This window comes from Vibrio scophthalmi LMG 19158 (assembly GCF_000222585.1).
GTDB lineage: Bacteria > Pseudomonadota > Gammaproteobacteria > Enterobacterales > Vibrionaceae > Vibrio > Vibrio scophthalmi.
Genome location: NZ_AFWE01000210.1, coordinates 38,587 through 63,798, shown reverse-complemented (window position 1 = coordinate 63,798; position 25,212 = coordinate 38,587). Strand labels below are relative to the sequence as shown.

Annotated in this window: 25 protein-coding genes; 14 read left to right on the top strand and 11 right to left on the bottom strand. The window is 44.1% G+C overall.

Translation table 11 applies throughout. From position 1 onward, the window contains the following. Positions 1-125: 125 nt before the first annotated feature. Entirely contained in the window at positions 126-1,604 is a 1,479-nt protein-coding gene (locus RH88_RS18460) for an alanine/glycine:cation symporter family protein (protein WP_005598855.1), read from the bottom strand. A gap of 494 nt (positions 1,605-2,098) precedes the next feature. On the opposite strand from RH88_RS18460, the gene RH88_RS18455 reads away from it, so the two are divergent. Then, positions 2,099-2,776 (top strand): glutathione S-transferase, encoded by a 678-nt coding sequence (locus RH88_RS18455; protein ID WP_081467396.1) that lies wholly within the window; start codon positions 2,099-2,101, stop codon positions 2,774-2,776. A 90-nt stretch (positions 2,777-2,866) separates the two neighbouring features. Here RH88_RS18455 and RH88_RS18450 read toward each other — a convergent pair whose 3' ends face one another. From RH88_RS18450 to rsuA, 3 genes are all read right to left on the bottom strand, one after another. Further along, positions 2,867-3,532, bottom strand: coding sequence for a DUF2913 family protein (locus tag RH88_RS18450; RefSeq protein WP_005598853.1), 666 nt, complete (start codon positions 3,530-3,532; stop codon positions 2,867-2,869). Continuing rightward, positions 3,532-4,734: a Bcr/CflA family multidrug efflux MFS transporter gene (locus RH88_RS18445; RefSeq protein ID WP_005598852.1), complete on the bottom strand. Its 1,203-nt coding sequence runs from the start codon at positions 4,732-4,734 to the stop codon at positions 3,532-3,534. The genes RH88_RS18450 and RH88_RS18445 overlap by 1 nt, the downstream gene beginning before the upstream one ends. Positions 4,735-4,945: 211 nt before the next feature. After that, complete coding sequence (rsuA, locus tag RH88_RS18440; protein ID WP_005598851.1) at positions 4,946-5,677, bottom strand: 16S rRNA pseudouridine(516) synthase RsuA; 732 nt, start codon at positions 5,675-5,677, stop codon at positions 4,946-4,948. 73 nt (positions 5,678-5,750) lie between these two features. Between rsuA and radD the strand changes: the two genes are divergently transcribed. The 4 genes from radD to RH88_RS18420 all read left to right on the top strand — a co-directional run bounded on the left by radD (position 5,751) and on the right by RH88_RS18420 (position 10,021). Further along, positions 5,751-7,493 carry a DNA repair helicase RadD gene (gene radD / locus RH88_RS18435; RefSeq protein ID WP_005598849.1) on the top strand — a complete coding sequence of 581 codons (1,743 nt, stop codon included), beginning with the start codon at positions 5,751-5,753 and terminating at the stop codon, positions 7,491-7,493. Between the two features lie 102 nt (positions 7,494-7,595). Continuing rightward, complete coding sequence (locus RH88_RS18430) at positions 7,596-8,027, top strand: PepSY domain-containing protein (RefSeq protein WP_005598847.1); 432 nt, start codon at positions 7,596-7,598, stop codon at positions 8,025-8,027. Positions 8,028-8,031: 4 nt separating this feature from the next. Continuing rightward, positions 8,032-8,691: a response regulator transcription factor gene (locus tag RH88_RS18425; RefSeq protein ID WP_005598845.1), complete on the top strand. Its 660-nt coding sequence runs from the start codon at positions 8,032-8,034 to the stop codon at positions 8,689-8,691. Further along, positions 8,681-10,021: an ATP-binding protein gene (locus RH88_RS18420; protein WP_005598843.1), complete on the top strand. Its 1,341-nt coding sequence runs from the start codon at positions 8,681-8,683 to the stop codon at positions 10,019-10,021. Before RH88_RS18425 ends, RH88_RS18420 begins: the two co-directional genes overlap by 11 nt. A 122-nt stretch (positions 10,022-10,143) precedes the next feature. Here the strand turns inward: RH88_RS18420 and RH88_RS18415 are convergent, their stop codons facing one another. Then, positions 10,144-11,331, bottom strand: a complete 1,188-nt coding sequence (locus tag RH88_RS18415; RefSeq protein ID WP_005598841.1) for a sugar efflux transporter — start codon at positions 11,329-11,331, stop codon at positions 10,144-10,146. A 192-nt stretch (positions 11,332-11,523) separates the two neighbouring features. Between RH88_RS18415 and RH88_RS18410 the strand changes: the two genes are divergently transcribed. Beyond that, positions 11,524-12,411 (top strand): AraC family transcriptional regulator, encoded by an 888-nt coding sequence (locus RH88_RS18410; protein WP_005598839.1) that lies wholly within the window; start codon positions 11,524-11,526, stop codon positions 12,409-12,411. A 52-nt stretch (positions 12,412-12,463) separates the two neighbouring features. On the opposite strand, the gene RH88_RS18405 is transcribed toward RH88_RS18410, so the two are convergent. Both RH88_RS18405 and RH88_RS18400 read right to left on the bottom strand, forming a co-directional pair. Then, a complete protein-coding gene (locus RH88_RS18405) occupies positions 12,464-13,762 on the bottom strand; it encodes an LssY C-terminal domain-containing protein (protein ID WP_005598837.1) in 1,299 nt (432 codons plus the stop codon). Between the two features lie 19 nt (positions 13,763-13,781). Next, positions 13,782-14,516 carry a glycosyltransferase family 2 protein gene (locus tag RH88_RS18400; protein ID WP_005598835.1) on the bottom strand — a complete coding sequence of 245 codons (735 nt, stop codon included), beginning with the start codon at positions 14,514-14,516 and terminating at the stop codon, positions 13,782-13,784. A 357-nt stretch (positions 14,517-14,873) separates the two neighbouring features. Between RH88_RS18400 and rplY the strand changes: the two genes are divergently transcribed. Continuing rightward, on the top strand, positions 14,874-15,152 hold the full coding sequence (gene rplY / locus RH88_RS18390) for a 50S ribosomal protein L25 (protein ID WP_005598831.1): 279 nt from the start codon (positions 14,874-14,876) through the stop codon (positions 15,150-15,152). A gap of 378 nt (positions 15,153-15,530) precedes the next feature. Here the strand turns inward: rplY and RH88_RS18385 are convergent, their stop codons facing one another. Continuing rightward, the gene (locus RH88_RS18385; RefSeq protein WP_005598829.1) at positions 15,531-15,887 is read right to left on the bottom strand and encodes a PilZ domain-containing protein; all 357 of its coding nucleotides are present in this window, start codon (positions 15,885-15,887) and stop codon (positions 15,531-15,533) included. 269 nt (positions 15,888-16,156) lie between these two features. Here RH88_RS18385 and rarD point away from each other — a divergent pair, with 269 nt between their 5' ends. Next, entirely contained in the window at positions 16,157-17,047 is an 891-nt protein-coding gene (rarD, locus tag RH88_RS18380; RefSeq protein ID WP_040758027.1) for an EamA family transporter RarD, read from the top strand. A gap of 137 nt (positions 17,048-17,184) precedes the next feature. Here the strand turns inward: rarD and RH88_RS18375 are convergent, their stop codons facing one another. Continuing rightward, positions 17,185-17,406, bottom strand: a complete 222-nt coding sequence (locus RH88_RS18375) for a hypothetical protein (RefSeq protein WP_005598825.1) — start codon at positions 17,404-17,406, stop codon at positions 17,185-17,187. A gap of 345 nt (positions 17,407-17,751) precedes the next feature. Here RH88_RS18375 and RH88_RS18370 point away from each other — a divergent pair, with 345 nt between their 5' ends. Beyond that, positions 17,752-19,539, top strand: coding sequence for a putative bifunctional diguanylate cyclase/phosphodiesterase (locus tag RH88_RS18370; protein ID WP_005598823.1), 1,788 nt, complete (start codon positions 17,752-17,754; stop codon positions 19,537-19,539). 98 nt (positions 19,540-19,637) lie between these two features. Here the strand turns inward: RH88_RS18370 and RH88_RS18365 are convergent, their stop codons facing one another. Further along, on the bottom strand, positions 19,638-20,114 hold the full coding sequence (locus tag RH88_RS18365; RefSeq protein WP_005598821.1) for a Dps family protein: 477 nt from the start codon (positions 20,112-20,114) through the stop codon (positions 19,638-19,640). Between the two features lie 179 nt (positions 20,115-20,293). Further along, entirely contained in the window at positions 20,294-20,641 is a 348-nt protein-coding gene (locus RH88_RS18360) for a DOPA 4,5-dioxygenase family protein (RefSeq protein ID WP_005598819.1), read from the bottom strand. A gap of 196 nt (positions 20,642-20,837) precedes the next feature. Between RH88_RS18360 and RH88_RS18355 the strand changes: the two genes are divergently transcribed. The 5 genes from RH88_RS18355 to RH88_RS18335 all read left to right on the top strand — a co-directional run bounded on the left by RH88_RS18355 (position 20,838) and on the right by RH88_RS18335 (position 25,064). Then, positions 20,838-21,836 carry a LacI family DNA-binding transcriptional regulator gene (locus RH88_RS18355; protein WP_005598818.1) on the top strand — a complete coding sequence of 333 codons (999 nt, stop codon included), beginning with the start codon at positions 20,838-20,840 and terminating at the stop codon, positions 21,834-21,836. A gap of 280 nt (positions 21,837-22,116) precedes the next feature. Further along, on the top strand, positions 22,117-22,425 hold the full coding sequence (locus tag RH88_RS18350) for a PTS sugar transporter subunit IIB (RefSeq protein ID WP_005598816.1): 309 nt from the start codon (positions 22,117-22,119) through the stop codon (positions 22,423-22,425). Positions 22,426-22,445: 20 nt separating this feature from the next. Continuing rightward, positions 22,446-23,786: a PTS cellobiose transporter subunit IIC gene (locus tag RH88_RS18345; RefSeq protein ID WP_005598815.1), complete on the top strand. Its 1,341-nt coding sequence runs from the start codon at positions 22,446-22,448 to the stop codon at positions 23,784-23,786. Next, positions 23,770-24,186 carry a PTS lactose/cellobiose transporter subunit IIA gene (locus RH88_RS18340; RefSeq protein WP_005598813.1) on the top strand — a complete coding sequence of 139 codons (417 nt, stop codon included), beginning with the start codon at positions 23,770-23,772 and terminating at the stop codon, positions 24,184-24,186. The genes RH88_RS18345 and RH88_RS18340 overlap by 17 nt, the downstream gene beginning before the upstream one ends. Then, positions 24,183-25,064, top strand: coding sequence for a DUF7916 family protein (locus RH88_RS18335; RefSeq protein ID WP_005598811.1), 882 nt, complete (start codon positions 24,183-24,185; stop codon positions 25,062-25,064). Before RH88_RS18340 ends, RH88_RS18335 begins: the two co-directional genes overlap by 4 nt. Positions 25,065-25,212: the final 148 nt, after the last annotated feature.

The following is a 25,212-nucleotide window of genomic DNA, read 5'->3' as shown; positions in this document are numbered from 1 at the left end:
CAAATATAAGACGATATATGGAAAATTACTTGCATTAAATACGAAATCAAAACTAAAGATCAAGTGTCAGTTGAGATTGAGATAAAAAAATCCCCACGCTTAAGTGGGGATCTACATATCAACAATTATTTTGCGACCGTGTCTGTTTCTTTCGATTGCCACGCATCCTCTAGCGTGTCCAATTCAGGAAACTTCGTGCGATCAAATGATGGCGTTTTTCCTTGCTTTAACTGCTCTTCATAATCCTTGATCACTTTGATCGCTAATTTTGACAACAGAACAAGGGCAATAATGTTAATCAGAGCCATCGCGCCCATAGAAGCATCGGCTAGGTTCCATACCACCGGTAGAGAAGCAACAGAGCCAAACATCACCATACCTAGTACGCTAAGGCGGAAAACAAATAGGCCTCTTTTACTGTTGCCATTAAGGAACATCACGTTGGTTTCTGCATAGCTGTAGTTAGCAATGATGGAAGTGAAGCAGAATAAAATGATAGCGGCAGCCATAAAGTAACTGGTCCAAGAACCTAACTCGTTGGTTAGCGCTTGTTGTAGCAGACTGATACCCGTTGCTGCATCTGGCTGATCCATTACTCCACTGAGCATAATCATTGCAGCAGAAGCCGTACAGATAACTAAAGTATCAACAAATACACCCAGCATTTGCACAAAACCTTGTGATGCCGGGTGATTCGGGTTTGGTGTCGCACTCGCTGCGACGTTTGCAGCCGAACCCATACCTGCTTCGTTAGAGAATAAGCCTCGAGCGATACCACTTTGCATCGCCTGTGCAATCGTATAGGCCACACCACCGGCTGCTGCTTCTTGCCAACCAAAAGCACTTTTGACAATCAACATCAGCACCGCTGGCACTTCTGTTACGTTCATTACAACGATAATTAACGCAATCGCGAGATAGCCGATTGCCATAATCGGAACGATGCTGGTCGATACTTTGGCCACTTTCTGCAAGCCGCCCATAATGACAAACGCTGAACAAGTCACAATCACAACGCCCGTAATCACCTCATTGAATCCAAAAGAGTGGCTCAATGCATCGGTAATCGTGTTCGCCTGTACTGCGTTAAACACCAAACCAAAAGCGATGATGAGGAAAATGGAAAACAACGAGCCCATCCAACGTTGGCCCAAGCCTTTTTCCATATAGTACGCAGGGCCACCACGGTATTGGCCATCGACATCTTTTACTTTGTAAATCTGAGCCAAGGTTGACTCAATAAAAGCGGTGGCCATGCCGAATAAAGCAATCAACCACATCCAGAAAATCGCCCCTGGGCCACCAACGGTTAGTGCAACGGCAACACCCGCCATATTCCCGGTACCGACACGTGCCGCCATCGAGGTACAAAACACCTGGTAAGAGCTAAGTCCATTATCAACTTCACGCCCGCTTTTTAAGATTTGAGTCGCGTGTTTAAATTGACGAATTTGAATAAAACCCAGACGAACAGTGAAATAAACACCGACAGCCACCAGCAAATAAACCAATACTTGGCCCCAAAGCACACCGTTTATGGCCCCTACTGCGGTATTCAATCCTGTATTTAACGCAGCTAACCACGATTCATTGGTAACGTTCATATTTTGTCCTGTATATGAGGTTCTAATACGCTTGGTAAAAGAACAAATGGAAATGCCCTTACTAGGCACTCATGTAAACTCGTTATATTTATTATATTTATGTAGTCATATCTCTACTGCGATGAAGAGTCTCTATAGACTAGGTTTATCAGTCATTTGACTCCCCTCACTTCGATCGCGGCGAAATTAGCATAATTCAAGAATTTGATTTAGCTTGAAATATGTAACATTTGGTAAATTAAATTACACATCCACGTGATATATAGCGTTAACGACGATAGATGGATAAAAATGACGTAAACCCCTTTTATCACTTAGTGAGAAAGCCTAATTTTCCATCGGCGTTTAATACGCATCTAGTTTTCTAGAAAAAATCAAATCGATTTCATCTTTTTATTCACCACAGGTGTCGAGCAATTAATTCAAATAACTGTTAAACACTGACAAAAACGTTAAGCTAAAAATTGAATAGTCTCGATGGAACGGTCCCAAAAATGACAATACCTATTCTCTACTCTCTGCAAAACTGTCCCTACGCGATGCGGGCACGTATGGCTATTTTCAGAGCGAATCAGTCGGTATTGATTCGAGCCATCAAGCTCGACAACAAACCGCAAGCGATGTTATTAGCCTCAGCCAAAGGCAGCGTGCCAGTTTTAGTAGTTGCAACTGAAAATAAGCCTCGTTCCATGATGGTGATTGAAGAGAGCTTAGAAGTGATGCTGTGGGCGTTATCTCAACGCGATGAGGATAATTTACTGCGCACTGATGAGGCCGATGCCCTGCCCATAATGGTGAGTTTGATTACCCATTTCGAACACGACTTTATCCCTGCTTTTAATGCTTATAGTTGCGCGAAACGCTATCATGAAGATAACGTTATTGAATGCCGTCAGGCGTGTGAAGTGTATTTACAAGCGCTCGAAGAAAGATTGACTCGGCATACATTCATGTATGCAGAACAAGAAAGCTTAATGGATATTGCATTACTCCCCTTTCTGCGCAAATTTGCCCGCATAGACAAGCAATGGTTTAGACAAAGCCCCTATCCAAAATTACGAACATGGTTAAACCACTACTTGCAAAGCAGGATGTTTTCAAAAGTGATGGAAAAGCATGAACTCTGGCTCGATAACTATAAACAGATCTACTTTGGTCATGACAACACCTAATGGCAATTTGTCGCGTTATTGCTGAAAAAGGATACAAAAAGAGCTTCCCTTAGGAAGCTCCTGAACACGCTTAATCTTACTTGAGTAAGATTATTTGCTGACAACAAAACTGTTTGGAATTTCAGCCAATTGAGTGCCCAAGTTATTTGGGAAAACAATGTACTCGCCGTGATACTTCACATTTGATTTGTAATCGGTCACTTTGTGCAGCATAAAGCCCGCATTCGCCGCTAATTCGATGAATTTTGCATGATTACCACGAACAAACCAGTTCATTGGTTTTACCATCAATTCCCCATCAAAACAGCTATCGCATTGCTCGGTACAAAGAGCGAATGAGTTTTGGCCTTCGATAAAGATCTGTACTTTTCCCACGCCAACTAGCGGCTCAGAAGTGGATACTTCCCAGTCATTCTCTTCCATAAAGTCGAGAAACTCATTAATTTGGCTATCTTTGACCGCTTTTGGCTCTTCGCCTTCAGGAAAGAACTCTGCATAAAAGCCTGAGATACGCTCAAAGGTAGCCATCAGATTTGAAGCATTACCTTTAGTGCGACCTTCTTTTTGCCAGCGAGTCAGATCACTCACTACGCAGCGATGAAATCGTTGGGCTTTTAATGATTTTGTCACCCAGCGAATTAAGAAATTGTTATTTGCTACCGGTGCATTTACCAATCTCTTTGCTTGATGCTCAGCATGGATTTCTTCCAACGCTGCATTAACCAACTTTTGAATTTCAACTGTATATTCAGCCATTAAGCCTTTCTTCCGTATAACCAATAAAATGCGGCAGATAACAGTGAACATGCCGTCATTACGACTATCATCGGCCAAGCTACGCCATTCGGTAATGCCGCAACAATACCACCAATGATAGAACCAATACCAAAACGCAGCGTACCCGCTAATGAAGAAGCAGTACCTGCCATCGTTGGATAACCACTCAATAGCAAGCCCATCGCATTACTACCGATGGTCGATATTGTGCCGATAAAGAGCACAACAAACACCACAATGCCCCATAAGCCAAGATCCATCATCCACGCGGCAAACAAACCAATGCCGGCAAACAATTGAACCCAAAGACCAAAGCGCAACATCGCATGAGAACCCACTTTTTTCACTAAACGGCCATTGATGCTGGTCATAATAATCATAGCAACAATGTTTAAGCCAAATAGGTAACCGAACTGATCAGGCCTCACACCATAAATATCAATATAGACGAACGCGCCACCCGTTAAAAAGGCGAACATGCCTGCAAAGGAAAAAGCCCCGGAGAGCACTAAACCCATTGCAACGGGATTGCGGCACAACCGCACGTAGTTACGTAGCGTGGTCGCAATTCGTAAAGGCTGACGATTCTCAGTAGGTAAAGTTTCAGGAATTTTCCACAGCACTAACACGATTACGATGGCCGCAAAGGCGGCTAATACCCAGAAAATTGAACGCCAACCAAACCAGATCGCTAAATAACCACCAATCATTGGTGCAATGAGTGGCGCGATGGTGATCACCAAGGTCACAAAAGACATCGCACGGGCGAAATCTTCGCGATCGAACATGTCACGTACAACAGCTTGAATGACTACCGCTGCCGCTGCGCCCGCAAAACCTTGCGCTGTGCGTACCCAAGTTAAGGCATCAATACCATTGGTGGTCGCACTAACCACAGAAGCGATACCAAACAATAACACCCCAAGGATCAAGACCGGTCGGCGGCCAAAGCTGTCGGCGAGCGGACCATGAAACAATTGTCCTATTGCAAAACCTGCGGTATAGGCTGTTAAAGTGATTTGTACTTCGCCAGCCCCAACGCCCAAATCACGAGCAATAGTCGGCATCGCTGGTAAATACATATCAATAGCGAGCGGTGTTAACGCGCCAATGGCACCCAAGACAAGAAAGAGAAGAAAATTGATTTGTGGGGCATTGGATTGTGAAGCAGTGGCAGACATACGTCTCCTAGTCGGTTGCGATTGCGCTGCAGCGCTCCTTGCTGCAACCAAACAGAGTTTGAGACAAACCTATCCTTAGGGTATCTGGTCTATCGTCGTTGAAAATAGCGCAAAAGACTACTTCTCAATAGGAAATAAATAATTTCCTAATATGAGTATTATTTCTCACTAGGAAGCGCAATCCATTTTTTTTCGACTGCTAAACGGCGAATTATTTCCAAATAGAATCAATTTCTTCTTGGGTTAAATCGCGGTATTCACCCGGTTCTAGATTCTCATCTAGTACGATGCTGCCAATACGTTCGCGGTGCAGTTCATCAACCTTGTTACCTAATGCTGCAAACATACGCTTCACTTGGTGGTATTTACCTTCAGTGATGGTCAGCAACACTTCATTGTTTGCCGCGTCAACAATCTCAAGTTTCGCTGGTGCCGTTAGGCCTTTCTCATTACGAAGCTCAATGCCTTGCGCCAGTTTTTCTGCATAATCATCGCCAATCGCGTCAGCAAGTAGGACACGGTAGGTTTTTTCACATTTGTGCTTCGGTGCGGTAATGCGGTGAGACCATTGGCCATCATCCGTCACCAAAACTAAACCTGTGGTATCCACATCCAAACGACCAGCAAAATGCAAATCTTCTTTTTTAATGTCATCGATCAAAGCCAGTGCCGTTGGATGAGCGCCTTCGTCATGTGAACATACAAAGCCATCCGGCTTGAATAGCATGATATAGCGAGGACCGCGCATTTTAAGCTCGCGATCTTGCCACATAACCACGTTCTCATTGGTCACTTTTACTGATGTGATCTTACAAATCTCACCATCAATCGTTACTTCGCCACGTTTCACTAGAATCGTCGCTTCACGGCGTGTCACGTCCAACGTGTCGCATAAAAATTTGTCTAAACGTGCTTTTTCTTGCTGCACTTTATTTTGAGCCATAGATACCTCATCTCTGTTAGCTGCGCTATTATAGTGCGCCTAAGACAAATAGTTGAGCTATTTCACATAATTTATGTACACCCTGCGCCCCTATCAAGCCGACTCAGTAAAAGCGGTCATACATTACTTTCGTAAACACACCACTCCAGCCGTCATTGTGCTGCCAACCGGAGCGGGTAAAAGCTTAGTCATTGCCGAGCTGGCGCGCCTTGCCAAAGGCCGCGTATTGGTGATGGCACATGTAAAAGAACTGGTTGAACAAAACCATGCCAAGTACGAAGGTTATGATCTCAAAGGCGCGGTGTTCTCCGCCGGTTTAGGCCGTAAAGAGACCGATCAACAAGTGGTTTTTGCATCGGTACAATCCGTGGTGCGTAATCTGGATGAATTTAAAGACCAGTTTTCACTGTTGGTGATTGATGAATGTCACCGTGTACCGGAAGAAAAAACCTCCAGCTACCAAAAAGTGATCTCTCATCTGCGAGAACTAAATCCCGGGATGAAGGTGCTTGGTTTAACGGCGACGCCATACCGCTTAGGCGTAGGCTGGATCTATCAATATCACACCCGTGGTCAAGTACGCAGTGAAGAACCACGCTTCTTTCGTGATTGTATTTTCGAGTTACCCATTCGTTACTTGCTTGATGAAGAATTCCTCACGCCCGCGAAAATGATGGATGCGCCCGTTTTAAGTTACGACTTTTCACAGTTAAAACCCGCTAGCACGGGGCGCTATAAAGAAGCGGAAATGGACATGGTTATTGACCAAGCTAAGCGTGCCACACCGCAGATCGTCCAACAAATCATACAGTTTTCCGCCGATAAACAAGGCATCATGATCTTCGCTGCAACGGTGCGTCACGCACAAGAAATCTTCGGTTTATTGCCACAAGGACAAACCGCGATTGTGATTGGTGACACCCCGACACCAGAGCGCGATGCGATTATTCAACGCTTTAAGCAGCGTGAGATTAAATTCTTAGTCAACGTGTCGGTATTAACCACTGGCTTTGATGCGCCACATGTTGATCTGATTGCTATCTTACGCCCGACCGAATCTGTTAGTTTATATCAACAAATTGTTGGCCGAGGTTTGCGTTTGTCACCGGGAAAAACAGAATGCTTGGTGCTTGACTACGCGGGTAACAGCTACGATTTGTATCAGCCAGAGGTGGGCAATCCTAAACCAGATTCCGACAGTGAAATCATCACCATTCCCTGCCCTGCCTGTGGTTTTAATAACAACTTTTGGGGCAAGTTGGATAACAACGGCTTTTTAATTGAGCATTTTGGCCGCCGTTGCCAAGGCTATTTTGAAGACGACGACACTGGAGAGCGTGAGCATTGCGGGTACCGCTTCCGCGCCAAATATTGCGGCGAATGTGGCGCAGACAATGATATCGCCGCGCGCATTTGCCACGAGTGTGATGCTACCTTAGTTGACCCAGATAAAAAGCTTAAAGAGGCGCTGAACCTAAAAGATGCCTTAGTATACGAATGCCTTGAAATGGACTTTAATCTATTTAAAGACGACAAAGGTAAGAACCAACTCAAAGTGACCTACCGTGGTGAAAACCAAGCTGCGGTGCACGAGTTTTGGTCACTCAATACGCCGAAGCAGAAACAGACATTTTTAGCGCAGTTTGTTCGCCCTCATCTCGCGGATAAACATCGCCCCTTTACCGAATCATCACCGAGCAAAGTCATCGCCAATCAGCACCGTTTCCGCCCGCCACAGTTCGTGATCGCGCGTAAAGTGGGACGTTTTTGGAAAATGCGCGATAAAATCTTTGCCGATGAGCTCACTGACGGTTAATACTGACAGTGGAAGGCTGCACGCAGTGGATCTTGATGATTCACTTTGTGTTCATGTTGCATTATTTATCATACCCAGAAGAATTTGCGCAAAGGTAACGCTATGTTTAAAAAGCTCATTGTCGGCTTAATTACCGTGACAGGATGCAGCCTGCTCTCGCTACCCAGCTATGCCGATTGGCACAGTGGTGACAGTAATCACGGCGACAAACATAATGATGGCCATGCACTGGTACGTGACGTCGAAAAGCCCGGCGCAAAGATTGAATTTGAAGAAGACCAAGACGAAGTCTACGAAGCGGTGCAAAAAGGCTATATTCGCCCTTTCTCTGAAATGTATGCCGCAGTCGAACGCGACCTGCGTGGCCGCATTATTAAGGTTGAGTTAGAGGAAGATGATGATATTTGGATTTATGAACTCAAGATCAATTACAACAATAATATCATCAAGGTTGAGTACAACGCGCAAACGTTAGACATGATCGAAATCAGTGGTCGACATTTGAAGAAAGCCCTCAAAAACACAGAAGAATAAAATAATGAAAATATTAGTAGTGGAAGACGAACCTCGTCTTGGCGAACAGATTATTGAAGCATTAGAACAAACGGGCTGGGTGCCAGAGCTGTCGACCGATGGCATCGATGCACTCTACCGTGCCACTTCTGAACAGTGGGATGTGATAGTGCTTGATTTAGGTTTACCAAAAATTGATGGTTTAACGGTATTAAAAGGTATTCGCGACGAGAATATCAATACGCCAGTGGTCATTTTGAGTGCGCGTGATACCCTGACACAACGTGTAGAAGGCTTAAATGCTGGTGCTGATGACTACCTAACCAAGCCATTTGAAATGGTTGAGTTAACCGCACGTATTCGTGCTCAACTGCGCCGAGCTTCAGGTAACGCATCACCAGTTATGCAAGTGGGTAACCTAAGCCTTGATACCCGAACATCAAAAGTGATGTGGCAAGGCTCAGCAGTAAGCTTAACTGCGTTGGAATATAAAGTGGTTGCCTACTTTATGCATAACGCTGAAAAAGTCATTTCACGAACCGAATTAGTTGAGCATATTTACAAGCAAGATTTCGACCGCGACTCCAACACCATCGAAGTATTCATTGGTCGTATCCGCAAAAAAATCGCTCCGAATGTCATCAAAACCGTGCGCGGTTTAGGGTACCAGTTGAATGCGGATTAATAAGCTACCGTTTATTAAACGCCTTAGTCTCAAAAGCCGCCTTGTATTGGCGGCGGTTGTTTGGCTTACCGCGATGATCATTGCCGCTGGCGTGACGGTTCCTTCGCAAGTGTTCAACTACATGGTTACCGACACCAAATCTCAGCTTTCTCTGTATATGGATGAGATCTCGGGCAATTTAGAGGTCGATAAAGCGGGGAAACTCACTCTTTCAGCACAACTCTCCGATCCGCGCTTCTCTCAACCTTATAGTGGTCTCTATTGGTACGCATCTACTGCAGACAATGAACTGCGTTCGCGCTCGCTGTGGGATCGAAATATCGAGTTAAAGGATAAACAAACCGAAGCGCTCGGCGCTCGCGGTGAAAAGCTCATTTTTGTTCACTCTAATCTCTATTTTCCTGAATACGATGGCCCAATTACCGTTTTAGTCGGGGTCGATGAACAGCCAATCGAAGATACGGTACAAAAATTGATGGGTGAGCTTTGGGTGATTCTCGTCCTACTCTATCTTGGCGTGTTAGCCGTGATCTTAATTCAGATCGCTTGGTCTTTAAGCCCATTGACCAAAATGCATAAAGAACTCAGCGAATTGCGCAGTGGTTACAAAACCAGTCTAAGTGGTGATTATCCCAAAGATATCTCGCCATTGGTGTACGATTTGAATGCGTTGTTATTCCACTATCAAGAATTGTTAGAACGCGCTCGCCACCATGCCGGCAATCTTTCTCACGCACTAAAAACGCCTTTATCAGTACTCAAAAACGAAGTGCAACACTGTGAACCAGAGTTAAAAGCCAAGTTGCAACCACCTGTTGATCAAATTCAAACCCAGATTGACTACCATCTTGGCCGCGCCCGCATGGCGGGCGCAAAAAACATCTTGTCAGTTAAAGCCTCACCGGCCGAGCGAATTGATGCGATTTCAATGGCCTTTGATAAAGTCTATGCCGCTCGTGAGATCACGTTGATCAATGAGATTGATGACGCACTCGACGTCTCCGTTGATCCGACGGATCTGGATGAAATGGTGGGTAACTTGCTCGAAAATGGCTATAAGTGGGCGAATTCAATTATTCGTGTTCACGCCAGTCTGATCGACAAAGAAAATGTCTGCATCATTGTGGAAGATGATGGCCCAGGTATTCCTGACGATCAACTCGAACATGTCGTAAAACGGGGAGTTCGCTTAGATGAAACCACGCCAGGAACAGGACTGGGGCTGAATATCGTCAGTGAAATGGTTCACAGCTATCGGGGTAACCTCTCACTCACTCATAGTGCTATGGGTGGTGTAAAAGCGATGTTAACCATGAAGCTGAGCCATTAGACTCTTGTCTTGCGCCCATTGATGGTGTGTCTAACCACACAACGCCAATAACAAAAAAAGGCTTGCCACAATAATGGCAAGCCTTTGTTTTTCATCCTTTACCGATTCAAGTCATGCAAGGATTAGCTAGCTTGTTGCGCTAGCTTCAACTTATCTGCTCGCGCTTCGTTTAAGACGAAATAACTCAGCAGTACCAACGAACACAGCGCGGAAGTAAGGCAGATATAAAACGCCCAGTAGTAGCTGTACAGTTCACCGACAAAACCGACAGACAAACTGGCAAACAACATGCTCACTTGCATTAGGTTAGAGAACAACGTAGACGCCGTCCCTAATCGATCGTGCATCATATCTTGAATAGCGACCATACCCAGAGTTGCCGTGACACCGATAAAGACACCGTTCAACAACTGAATCGAAAGTAATTGCCAAAACTCGGTCACATTCAACATCGCAACAAAGAATAAGCAACCGCTGACTAAAGACAATGCCAGTAGTTTCATTGTGCCAAACTTGGCGGCCATTCTTCCGACTTTAAGCATGATTGGAATTTCACACAACGCAGCAAAACCAAACATATAACCCACCCAACTGGCATTTACCTTTAGCTCTTGCGTCAAATAAAGCGGCATCGTAGTGACATATAAGTTATTGGCACTAAACATGAAAACCAAGGCTATCGAGAATAAAATCACGGTACGGCTAAAAGGCCCTTTGCTCTCTTCGACGACTTTCTTTGCTTTCATGACGCTGCTTGGCAAATACATAAATGCCAGAATAATGCTCAATAGTGTCGCGACAGCAGCCGCAGCAAACGAAGCACTAAAACCAAAAGAGGCTTTTAAGATAAAGGCAATGGGCGGCCCAACCACCCAGGCAATGGCAATACCCGCACGCATCACCGCCAAAAACGTCGTACTGTCTTCAATATGTTCGTCGGCATATTCACGCCCAAGGGCAAATAATTGGCCAAAAATCGAGCCACTTAAACTACCAAATATCACTGCAATACCGACAGCTAAGTAGTAATTGCGGATAACACTGAACGCTAATACCGTGATTAAGTAACAGCTCAATGCCACCAATAATACAGTTTTACGATTCCAACCTTTATCTGACTTGACCGCCATAAACTGAGACACCACAACGGCGGAGCATATCGACAAAATCATATACGCGCTTAGCATCGCAGGACTCGCGCCCAATGCTTCTATAATAAATAAACTCGATAACGGGTAAAAAAATGAACCACATAATCCCGAAACAAAAGTCATAATCAAAAAAATCAAGGCTGTTTTTTCCTTGAACATACACCACTCCTAACCTGTTTTAATTGTTGTCTGGCCAGACCTAACTCAATGCCCTCAGTCTACTCAAAATAGAACAAATCAATTAATAACTTGCCGCCGACTAATAATACTTTCCCTTCATTTCTAGGTTTTTTTTTGACTGATTTTACCTAGCCAAGTAATCTAGTCATCAGCACAGAAAGGAATCATGCGATGAAGCCAACAATAGAAAATGTATTAAATAACAATCAGTTCAACTGGCAATTCAAAGAATATCATTGTAAAAAAAAGACTGAGCACTTCTCTTGCCCCTGGCACTACCATTCTGAGTATGAGTTGGTGCTTTATCGCGATCCAAATCATGTCTTTCAAGGCACTTGCTTTGCAGGTGACAGCGTGACGACCATCCGACGCAATAGCTTATTTTTGTTTGGTCCGGGCTTACCTCATATGGTCTCTGGTACCATTCATGATGATAAAGACCAAGGCCACTATTCGATGATTTTGTGGTTTCGTCATCAATGGATTGAGTCATTGGTTGAAAGCATGCCTGAACTTAAATCCATTAAGAAATTTCTCCATAGAGCAGATCATGGGGTGATATTTAGTGACGAGACCACTGAGAAAATTTTTCATACCCTCAATGATCTTGAAAGCTATGAACCACATCATCAGCTGCTGCGCGTATTGCAATCGCTCAGTTTGCTTGCTGATGATGTAAACGCCAGTAAACTCTCGGTTAATCCCTATGGTTTACACGTTAGAAATAGCGATGAAGAATCAAGTAAGCGAGTTGAAGCGGCAAAAAACTTCATTGAACAGCGCTACGCAGAACCCATTAAGATCAGTGATTTGTGCCGCTCCCTGCACATTAGTGAGAGCTCCGCCTATCGACTGTTTGAGCGACATTTTGTCGAAAGTTTTTCTGATCATTTAAAACGATTTCGCATAGGTAAGGCATGTGAAATGCTGCTCAACTCAGAACTTTCAGTGGCTGTTATTGCGGAACTGAGCGGCTTTAATAATCTGTCTAATTTTAATCGTCAGTTTAAAACCGTGAAAAACATGACCCCTTCCGATTTTAGGTCCCAATACAATTAGACTGCAGCTACCCACCTATGGCCGAGATAAGCTAACAACAACTCACTTGTTCTCAAGAGCGATGAGATTGGATGGAAAGCAAGCTCTGCTCTTGAATCATCAAAATTCGACCGTCGGTAGAATAGTCATGCTCATCATCTTGTCGACGCGGCTTTGATAGCGGTTGTAATAAGGTGAGATGGTGAGGCAATAATCGAGTTATTTGTGCCGCTAAACGATCACGCTCTGTGTCCACATTAGGATCAATACTGTGCAAGACCGTAAAAATGCCCGAATACGGTGTGAATTGTAATCCATTATCATAACTTAATGCCCCAACCCACATCGGTTTTTCCGTGGAGCCATCAATCCCTACTTGCCACCAACGAATATGGCTACGATGCATTAAGTCCCCCGGCAATTGAAAAGCCATTTCTTGCGGTAACCCGTGCCAAAACAAATCAGATACAGGTGGTTTTTTGTCCCGTAGCAAACGTAAGTAGTCTTTAAATTCGATGTCATTACGTGAAAAAGTTTGATTTTCTATCCAACCCAACTTCTTCATCAAGCTACGGGGGTTTTCACCAATATAGACAACGTTGATCGCCTGAGCATCAAATACGCCGGATTTACCCGGGTAGGCTTTGAACAGCAATTGATTGGCATCCACCACAACCTGCTTATAGCTTTCGTCTTTAGACTGCTTTTGAAAATCATCAGCAAACCAGAAAAAATGACTGTAATTTGCCAATAACATCAGTGAAAAGGCAAATAGGGTTGATTTAGCGAAGAAAAATCGCCAACGTAACTTGCGACCAAAATAGAGAAAAACAATGCAACAAATCAAGATGAGGAGCAAATATTGATGTTCAACCAATACTGCCTGAGCTTGTGTTAAAAGAGGGAACTGATCAACACCAATGGCCAGAAGATAACCCCACATGACGAACTGCCCTCCCCCCAGAAGAACACCAACGAGATCAAACGCTGCAAAACGTCGCCATGAAATTTTGTTACTGCCGGCCATAAAAGGGACGACCCAAGCAATTGGACCAAGTAAACGAGCGAACGTTAATACATAATTGCCTTTCTGGTGCATTAACCGGCGGCAACGGGCGATAGGTCGACGTGTTTTTGGCAGCCACGCACTCAGCTTTCTTTGAGCGCGCCCCCCTAAATAACGACCAATAAAATAGCTAATATGATCGCCTAGTATTGCGCCTACGAATACCGCAATAAGCCCGCTCCACACACCTTGCTGCAATTGATACCCTGCAGCGAGCAAAAATGGCTCGCCAGGAACAAACAAATTGGGGCCAATCAGCGCATCCAGCAATGCGCCGATAAATAGAGCCTCTCCTGTCAACAACATCCTCTAACGTACCGCCTTCTTATTGCTGCGGTTCGTTATAGTGACCGAATTTATATTCCATCTCGTTGTTACGCATCTCACCAAAAAAGAAGCGGCGCACATTCGCTTTTAGGTAAGTGGCCCCCATTTTAAAGATGCCATCTTGATCAAGGCGACGCGGATCAAAACCAAACGTCAGATTTAAAAAACGAAAGCGCCAAGTTTTACTCGCACGTTTCACATAGTCACAATCTTCGCAAAGAGTAATGTGTTCATCAAAACCACCAATACGTTGGTGTACCAGTTTGGTGGAAAAAATACACGCCCCCACTGCAGTCGGAAAAGTAAATTGGGTCACAAACAAACCTAGGTTAAACAGGCCATAACCAAGTTTATGGATCAGAGGTAATGATTGAGCGCCCATATAAACACCGGCAACTTCGAGCTGTTTTTGCTCTAACTGCTCAAGCGCGCAAGTTAAAAAGGTAGGGCTAAGACGAACATCGGCATCGAGAAACAGCAAACGCTCATGCTGAGCTAAACTGGCTCCGGTATTGCGGCCTAAACTCACTCCGCGTTGTTCCATTTTATGGACGGTTAAAGCAGGCAACGCACTCTGATATGCTTGCGCGACCTCAATCGTATTATCATCACTACTTGAATCGACGACGATAACTTCAAACTGTTGGTGTGTTTGTTGGCTAAGATCTTCTAATAAACGGCCAATGCGTTTTTCTTCATTCAACGTAATTACAACAATGCTTACTGGGCTCATAACTTACTCCTAAATCAGTCACGTATTTTGGAGCTAGATTACGATTGTAATGCTTAACCTATCGTGACATATTCGTTCAGATAGCGTTCATATAAACCTGATGTTGTTCGGCTATTTTAAATCAACAACAAATAAGAGATTACCGTTGATTGTCGGTTAACTAACCAATTCACCCAAAAGCCTTTTTTAACGCTTAGAATCTCACCACATAGACGCCAAAGGTATTGCTCAAATTGGGATAGAGTGCTAGTATCCGCGCTCGCTGTTAGAGTTACCATTTGGTTTCCCGCAGCGTATACCACGACACGAGGTCGCATCGTGTTGTGAAATCTATATTAATTTTACGAGAGTAATACTATGAAATTTGAAGCAGTAGTACGTACTGAACTAGGTAAAGGTGCGAGCCGCCGCCTACGTCACGCTGGTAAATTCCCTGCTATCGTTTACGGTGGTTCTGAAGCTCCAGTATCAATCGTTCTTAACCACAACGACATCGTTAACCAAATGGACAAGCCTGAGTTCTACGAAGGTATCGTTCTAGTGATCGATGGCGCTGAAGTTAAAGTTAAGCCTCAAGACGTTCAACGTCACGCTTTCAAGCCAAAAGTTGAGCACATGGACTTCATCCGTATCTAATTTCCTTTACCGAGGAATTAGTTGGATTAAAAGCCAACCTTTTGCATATAAGAATATCGGCCTTACCATCCGAAAATTCTAAAAATTCGAAACCCCAGAGACTTACCACCTCTGGGGTTTCACCGTTTTTGGAGACAAAAAAAGCGAGAAGCGAGAAGCGAGAAGCGAGAAGCGAGAAGCGAGAAGCGAGAAGCGAGAAGCGAGAAGCGAGAAGCGAGAAGCGAGAAGCGAGAAGCGAGAAGCGAGAAGCGAGAAGCGAGAAGCGAGAAGCGAGAAAAGTTTGGCTTGATGGCTGCGGGTTGTCAACGCCCCAGAGGCATACTACTGCTCAGCCATAAAATGGTGAAATGAAAATGTTAGAGGAGAACGATTGGTGTACTACGCGGCGTTAGCCCGTAGACGAGCAAAATAAGCTGGGTACTTATTGCGAATATGACGCTGCTGCTCAACCATATGTTTAAACGATGGACCTTTATAAAGCTGAATAATCACTTCGTTTTTATCGAAACGCAAAATTGCTCCTTCTATCGGCACTTTGCAATCCACACTCAAACTCAGCGTTCCCGTTAGAGAAAGCCCTTTGTATAACGTGGTGAGATTATTCATGATCACACGAATACCCTTTTCCGACACTTCGCTAACATGAAATAATTCATCTTGTATACGAACAACTGGCATCGCTCGGCTAGGATACCTCAATCGGTAATACTTGCGCTTCTGCACTTCGTCGTTCATAACATCGATCCTTTGCTCTTATTCATCGCGAGAGCGACTTTGCTACTTATGGTTTGCCTAATTATAACCATCGGCTATAGAAAACAAAACTTTAGCGTTCATTTTTGAATAAATCAATCCACATCCAGTAAATAATTGAGCCACATTCACTTTCTATCCAACTGTTTTTATTGATAAAAGTTTTCTTCTGTCGGTAGAAAAATCTATTGCTTTACTTCGGATTAATTAGGCATAAAATTGCCGCCTGTTCTACACACTCATCAACCAATATGAACGATTCTCGCTTCGGTAATAGCATGGCTGCACTCTCATTTGCGCTATGGGGCTTACTACCGCTTTACTATCAGTTCCTACCTAATGCCGCGATGGATGAGCTACTCGCCTTTCGCTTAATGGCATCAGTGCCTTTTGCTGCACTGATGATCATCTTTACCCAGCGTAAACGGATCGACTTGAAAACGATTTTCGCCGATAGAGCCTCACTATCTCGCGCATTTATTGCTAGTACACTGATGTGTATCTCTTGGACTGCTTTTACATGGGCAATGACCAACGATCGTGTCATCGACGCCAGTTTAGGCTTTTTTATTAGCCCGCTCACGATGGCAGCTTTAGGCGTATTTGTTCTCAAAGAACAAATTAGTGCCGGTAAAAAAGTCGCTCTAGTTCTTGCGACTGCTGGCCTCAGTTATCAAGTAATGCAATATGGACAAGTCCCTTATATCGCACTAACCATGGCCATCTTTTTTACTCTTTATGGTTGGTTTAAAAAGAAAATCAATTACGACTGGGCAACCTGTCTTTTTGTTGAAGTGCTGCTGCTTACCCCCTTTGCGCTGAGCTATTTGATCATCAAACAAGCCACCGTAGGAACGGTATCGTTAGAATCAGGCTGGCAAACGCTACTGCTTTATATCGGCTCGGCACCAATAACATTACTACCTTTGATTTTTTATTCCATGGCGATTAGATTAACATCGATGTCTAACGTTGCTTTGATGCAATATATTGAACCGAGTTTACAATTTGTTTTGGCCGTATTCCTCTTCGGTGAAGTATTTGATGAAGTGAAATTGGTAAGCTTTAGCCTGATCTGGGCGGGGTTATTGTTCATCATTATCGAGACATTAGTAAAACGCAGACCACTTGCGAAACCTTGATTCGGCAGTCGAAGCAACGTCCAAAGCAAACTAACAAAAGCCCCAGCCATCGTGCCGGGGCTTTTCGTAACACAGGGTTCAACCTAGATGAATGGTGAATAGAGCGGAACTAATTGAGCTCTAGTGAATAGAACAACTCAGTGCTCACGCCCTGATGGATTAGAACCAAAATCGACTTGTTGATAAATGTCAGCTAATTTCTTCGGCGATTTCACGCCACTCTTAGGTGTTGAATTAGGACTAGAATAGGATTGCGCTTGTAGCGCCTTTTGATGTGCTTTAGCGGATTGTAAATATGCAGAGTCGGCCATCGCCTGTTGGCGTGCATGGTTTACGCGTTCGAGAGTTTCCCACAACATACCTCACCTCCAGTTACTGTGTTTATACACAGCATAGCTTTCGTAACGAGAATGTCAACAAAATTACTGTATAAACACACAGCTCTTTTTTGGGTAAGTTAACTCACTGTGGTTTGCCAGCCTCTAATGTTTGCGTTAAGTGTCACCCCTAGAGTAATTAGCCTAAGCACAAAATTCCGTGCGCGAGGTCAATAATCGGATGTGAATTAGCTCGAATAACATTTTTAAAATCGTACAAAGCGATAAATTCTTAATCAAGCCATGGTAGTGTCTTCTGACACATTTATAAGTAGTTTGAGAGCCCAAAGGATAGCTTGTTAAGTTAACAAGTTACCGAGATGCTAAATGAATAACATCGCGCATAAAATAGTCGAAAGAGTAGACATCAAGATTCTGATTCGTATTGGTTATATTATTGCGATCAGCCTGATTTCATATACATTGATCATGGAGCATGGCGCCGTCGGTTGGTCATATGTGTTATTTCCGATTGGCATGATCACCGCCCTATTTACTCAATCATTAAGACGCCGAAAAATATTAGCTTTTCTCTCCTTCACTCATATTCTTGTCGGTGGATTAATTGAGCCTTTAGAACTCGACGCAATTGAAGAAGCTTTCCTGCTTCTTCCTTTATGCTATTTAGTGTTATTCCCAGCGACGATCTGGCCAGTATTTATCGTTCTTTCACTCGTCGCCCACTATTTTTTTACCACCCCAACCGAATTACTGCCTGAACTAATAGAAGACGCTATCGAACTATTACTGATCACCGTCTTTGCCACCATAATGACCTATTACAAGCGCAAGTTTGATGAACAACTCAAAGTCTATCGTAAAGAAAGCTTAAGTGATTTTTTAACCCAATTACCCAATAGGCGAGCATTTTATGAATATGTAAACGCTTACGCTGATACCAGTGTCCATAATCGTGATTTTGTATTATTAAAGATCGATGTCGACAACTTTAAAGATGTTAACGACTCTTTTGGCCAACATCAGGCGGATAAGCTGTTAAAGTCCATCGCTGAAAAACTCAAATATATCGTAATTGATCGGGCACAATTGTTCCGTTTAGAAGGCGATGAATTTGTTATTCTTCTCTGCGAACGAGCCAATATCGAACATCAAGTCAGCGGTATGGTTCGCGAGTTGATGCGTTCCGAGCAGTTTCAATTTGAGCTCGAGCGTGGCTCATATCAAGTGACCTTTTCTGTTGGGGTATCCTCACTGAAAAAAGCAGCGAACAATCATGATATTTGGCTGAAAAACGTTGATGTCGCAACGCTCAAAGCGAAAACAACCGGTAAAAACCGCGTACGTTGGTATGATGAGTCGTTATTAGATGAGACCATTCGTAGCCATCAAATTGAAGCGGAGCTAGAACAAGCCATCAAGTTGGCTCAATTTGCTTTGGTCTATCAACCTAAGGTGTGTGTCGAAACACAGTGCGTGACTGGCGCAGAAGCGCTGATTCGGTGGGAGCACCCTAACTTAGGCACAATAAGCCCATTTGAGTTCATTTCCATTGCCGAGCAAACCAAGCAAATTATTGCGATTGGCCGCTGGGTGATTCGAACCGCTTGTCAGCAAGCAAAACAATGGGCAGACGCCGGCACGCCAATTACCATTTCCGTCAACGTTTCAACGGTTCAGTTTGCCCACGACGACCTTTTCCCTTATATCCGCCATATACTGCGTCAAACAGGCTTAGCTCCGAACTTATTGCAAATCGAAATTACCGAAACCACCTTAATGAAAGATACTGAGCGCGTGACCAAGATCTGCCGTCGTTTGCAAAATGAAGGGGTGACTATCGCGATTGATGATTTTGGTGTCGCCTATTCGTCGCTCAATTATCTGAAACACTTGCCGATTGATGTATTGAAGATCGATAAATCGTTTGTTGATGATTGTGTTAACGAGCATAACGACCACATGTTAGTCAGAACCATTATCCAGCTTGGTCATAACATGGGTAAAAAAGTGATTGCCGAAGGCGTAGAGTATGAAGAGCAACGACTATTATTGCATAAAGAAGAGTGTGATGATTTTCAAGGCTATCTGTTTTCTAAACCGATTTCGGCCAATGAATTTACTCACCGTTTTGTCGAGCAGCGTTGCCCTGCCTAACATTTAGTGACGTATCCTCATCTCATTAAAAACATAAAGGGAGCTAAAGCTCCCTTTATGACCAATGATTGAGTGTTCAATCGTGTAGCCACTATCTATTATTGTAAGTAAGCATTGAGCATCCACATTAGCTTTTCTTGCTCACGAATATAATCCCCCATCAAGGCCGCAGTACCTTCATCTTGTGCTTCACCAGCAAAGGTAAGAATTTCACGCTGTTTAAGGAGTAATAAACTAAAACCGTTAACGAGACCTTGGACACACTCCTGACCATTACTGGCATTCACATGCTCTTTTAGCTCACTTAATTCAAGGTAACGCGTAAAGCTATGATTGGGTGTTTCACCCAAAGTTAGAATGCGCTCGGCAAGTTCATCGATCTTTGTTTGCAGATCAGTGTAAATTTCTTCGAATTTCACATGCAGTTCAAAGAACTGCTGCCCTTTAATATTCCAGTGATAGCCACGAGTGTTCATATACAACACTTGATAATGAGCCAACAATTGATTGAGTTGCTGAGAGATCTGTACAGATTGTTCGTGATTTAAGCCGATAAGATTAACTTGATTAGACATAATGCAATTCCTATTAAACTGAGTAATGAATCGTGCGCATAAATCGCGATATTGCGCTCTTTCGTTTCAATTGTTTCGTTTCGATAAGGCTAGATTACCCCTCTAACGCTAATCAGGATATTTGCTTAAATCTATTATTTTAATCGATGTCACCTATCAAAATGGGGTAGTTCGTAGTTCTAATCAACACTAAATAGCGTTAAATCCAATGCTATCGGCTCACCAAGCCAGTAAACATATTCAGTGTGATCACGATAGTCATCTTCGGTAACGGCATGCACCAAAACCGAGTGACCTTGACGTGCGTTATCCAGCCAATCAATCACCTTATCAAACTGCTCGCGGTCGAAATCAATCTCAAAACTCCACTGAGTATGTGGGCCAACTAAACGTTGGTTGAAACGACCGACAAACAAACCTAACGTTTGATGGATTTCTTCACGGATTTTGGCCGCATAGTCACTGCTTAATTGATCAAAATAGAAATGCGCGTGATAGTTTTGATGCTGATTAATGGGAAAGGTCATAATTTTTCTGCTGCTGTAATTAATGCGCTTATTCTATCCTTTTCTAGGTCACACCTCAGCCATACTTACATAGCTTACATTTGTGTGACCTGACTCTCTGAACGTTCGCTAAACCCAAGGCGCTTGGGTATATCACTATTCAAAAATCGCATTTTTATGGTATTAATCGACAATAAACGTCATTTTAGAGGTATCAATGGCAACAATAAACGATGTGTGCCGGATCGCTGGGGTTTCAAAAGCGACGGTATCACGAGTGATTAATGGCACCGGTCAAGTACGGCAGAGCACCCAAGATAAAGTTAAAGCGGTCATGAAAGAGCTTAATTATCGACCAAGCTCTGTCGCTCAAGCACTGGCAAGCCAAAGCAGTAATAGCATTGGTTTGGTGATTTCTGACTTTACCGGCGGCTATTTTGGTAGCCTTTTGAAGCAAGCGTCGGTCAGCGCAGAACAAATGGGTAAACAGCTCCTGTTTGCTGATGGCCATAACAATGCCGAAGATGAACTCAAAGCGGTTTACTCTCTGGTTGAAAAAAAGTGCTCACTAATCATTCTTTATAGCCGTAAACTCTCATGTGAACAGGTGATTGAGCTAAGCCAATTAATCTCGATACCAATTGTTAACGTTGGTCGCTCTCTGCCTGCAGAAGCTGGGTTTTCCATTACCTTCGACCAAGGTAACGCTGTCGAACTTGCTGCCCAGCATTTAATTGAATTGGGTCATCAACACCTAACCTATATCGGTCCAAAAGCCACTACTCCCACGTCTCGTCTTCGTCGTCAGGGCTTCGATGACCTGATCGCCGCCAATCAAATGAAGGGCGTCATTGGCGACTATTGTGAATCAGACTTTGGCTTTGAAGAAGGCTACCAAGCCACCAAGCAGTTTCTTCGTCAACAACCTTTTGGCAGTGCCATCGTTGCCGCGGCCGATGATATCGCCATTGGTTGCATTAAAGCACTCAATGAGCAAGGGATTCGTGTGCCGCAAGAGGTCTCCGTAGTCAGTATTGATAACGACCCTTGTTCAGCCTTTGTTTCACCGCCGTTGACGACCGTTAACATTCCAATTAAAGCGATAACGAAACGCGCAATGGACGTGGCGAAACATTTGATTGAAACCGGTATTGCCCCGAAACCCGAAGTCGTCCAAGGCGAATTACTGATCCGTCAATCTACCCAACGTATTTAATCCTCCTCACCTTCTCTATGTCGCCAGTCATTCAATACCTCAATGACTGACGACATCGATAGCAGTTTCAAACACGACCTCCCCTAAGACACACAAATAACGCATCTGAGTCGTACGGATAAACACTGAACAAAATTTGACCTAAACAACACTAATGACTCCCAATTCCCTAATTCTGTGAACTCATGCGCAGCAATGTAACCGGTTACAGAAACCGGTTTCTTTTTTGTCTACATTGGTTATTAACTAATCAACACACTTTCAAACAAGGAACAAGAATATGAAAATTTTTCTTTGTTGTGCTGCTGGAATGTCGACCAGCATGCTTGTCACCAAAATGGAAAAAGCGGCGGAAAATAACGATATACCATGCCAAATCTCGGCGCACTCAGTCTCTGAATTTGAAGAGTGCCTTGCAGAATGTGATGTCTGCTTGGTCGCGCCTCAGGTCAAATTTAAATATGAAGAGTTCAAACGTGAAGCTGATGCGGTTGGCAAAGGCTGCGGCCTTATCGACATGATGAATTACGGAATGCTCAATGGTGAAGCGGTACTAAACCAAGCTATCTCACTGTACGAGTCGCGTTAAACAAGGATAGAGGAATAACCATGTCTATATTCGATACTACTATGCGCTTCGTCGAAAACGTCGTAGCACCCATTGCGGGAAAAATATCCGCGCAAAAACATGTCATTGCGGTGAAAGATGGTTTCGTGGCAACCATGCCCTTTTTAATTGTTGGTTCACTGCTGTTAGTACTGGCCTTTCCGCCATCTGACTCCGGTTTTTTCTTTGAAGGTTGGCATTCTCTGATTAATTCAATCGGCCAAGATAATATCCTCGCCCCTTTCAACGTCAGTATGGGTATCTTTGCTGTTTATGCCGCATTTGGAATTGGATTTAGCTTGGCAGAATCATACAAGCTACGACCGATGAACACCGGTATGTTATCGATGTTTGCTTTTGTGCTAGCTGCCGCCCCCATGACTACAGTTGAAATAGGTGGCGTATTACCGGGAGCATTTCTAGGTGGTGCCGGCGCATTTACAGCCATTCTTTGTGGTTTATTAGTGCCCGAAATGCAGCGTTTACTGATCAAGTACAACATTCGCATAAAGATGCCAGAAGCAGTGCCGCCTAAAATTTCAGCTTCGTTTGATTTACTGATCCCAATCGTGTTTATCTCCGTGATCATAATGGTTATGAACACCTTGTTGGCGCAACACGGCCTCAAAATTCCTTCTGCCATTATGGAATTGTTCAAACCATTGGTTTTAGCGTCGGATTCCTACTTTGCTGCCCTACTCGCCGTGATGCTGATTCAACTACTGTGGTTTAGCGGCATTCATGGTGGCTCGGTGGTGGGTGGCATTATCGCGCCAATGCTGCTGGTCAACCTTGGTCTGAACCAAGAAGCACTCGCAGCCGGCGAAGCACTACCAAAAATTTTTGTGAATCCATTGGTCGACTTCTTTGTTTTCGTCGGCGGCGCTGGCGGTACATTTGGCTTGGTACTGCTTATGATGCGTTCTAAAGCAACCCAACTCAAAACCATTGGCAAAATGTCGATTGTCCCAGGCATGTTTAACATTAATGAGCCGGTGATCTTCGGTACCCCAATCGTCATGAACCCAATCTATTTCATTCCTTGGATTGTCGCGCCATTTATTAACACCACAATTGTGTGGATGGCTTTCAAAACGGGCTTTGTCGCAAAAATCATTGCTCTACCACCGTGGACAATGCCTGCACCAATTGGCGCAGTGATGTCGACCAACTCAATCACCGCAGCCGTTGTCGTCTTAGCCTGTCTTACCGTCAGTATGGTGGTGTTCTATCCATTTATGAAAATTCATGAAAAACAGTTATTGGCCGAAGAAAAGGCAGCTGAACAAGCTTCTTCCCCAAAACCAGCAAAGCAAGGAGAACTCAATGCCGCACGTAACTAAGCAAGATGAAGCTAAGCCAGATGAAGCTGTGTTTGGCTCAACGGAAAACACCAACGAGTTTTCAAGCTGCGATCCAGAACTGGAAATCACCGAAGAGTTCCTGATGACCCTACTCTGCTATGTTGGCGCTGCACGATCTGCTTTTATTTCAGCAATGCGCTCCGCTCGCAGCGGTAACTTTGAGCTCGCCACGCAGCAAATTGCCGAAGGTGATCAAGCATTAAAAGATGTCCATAAGTCACAAACTGAGCTTATCGGTTATGACCAAGGCTCTGGTAAGGTGCAGATGACACTAATACTGACGCATATTCAAGACCATATAATGACCACCATGCTATGTCGCGAAGTCACTGAAGAAGTGATCGCGATTCATCAAGAGTTAAAAGGACTGAAATCGTGAATAAACGTATTTTTGATTACACTGCGGAAGACTTTCGTTTAGCAAATCGCGAACAGCTAGTGCAAGCGATACGCCAATCCGAAGGGCGTACTCTCATGGTAGAGAACGTTGTCGCACTCACACCGCCGATTGATATGGTGTCAGGCCCAGAATTAGCTGCTGCGTTTGGCGCGGATATGATCACCCTCAACTGCTTAGACGTGTTTAATCCTAAGATCCGTATTCTATCTGAAGATCCTGATGAGTTCATGACGGTCGAGCAAGTCAAAAAGTACACTGGTCGATTAGTGGGATGCAACCTTGAGCCAATTCCTGAAGGTATCACTCACCTCGCGGTTGGGCGCACCGTGACGCAAGAAACCATTAGGCGGGCGGTAGAAATTGGTCTTGATTATGTCATGTTGACCGGCAATCCAGGTAATTGTGTCTCGCAAGAAACCATCCTAAAGGCGATTGGTTTGGTACGCAGTATTGCCCCTGAAATGCTTATCGTCGCAGGAAAAATGCATGCTGGTGGTGTTGGTAATGACTACAACCTCAACATTGTGCCCGCCTTCGCCGAAGCAGGTGCTGATATCATGATGTTTCCTGCTGCCTATACAACGCCAGGCGTAAGCCCTGAGCTTGCACAGCAGATGATGGCAGCGGTTCATCAAACCAACATGCTGGGCATGTTAGCGATTGGTACATCACAAGAGGGCGCCAGTGAGAGCTATATCGAACAGGTGGCTATCACAGCTAAAGCGGCAGGAGCTGATATCGTACATATTGGCGATGGCGGCTACAGTGGCATCGCACCACTCGAAAATATTATGCGTTTAGGTTTAACGCTGCGCGGGCGACGCCATCAATTTAAGCGAATGGCCAATCGCCGCTAAAAATATCACCTTTGGATTGAGCATAATAAACACGTGTTATCGCTCAATCCTTTTCCTTTGTTATCAAGAGTCAACCCAACTGAGATAACAAACTTGTCCTCCTTACAGAAGCGGATTTAGCTGTGCCTCTCATCGAATAGATAGAGGC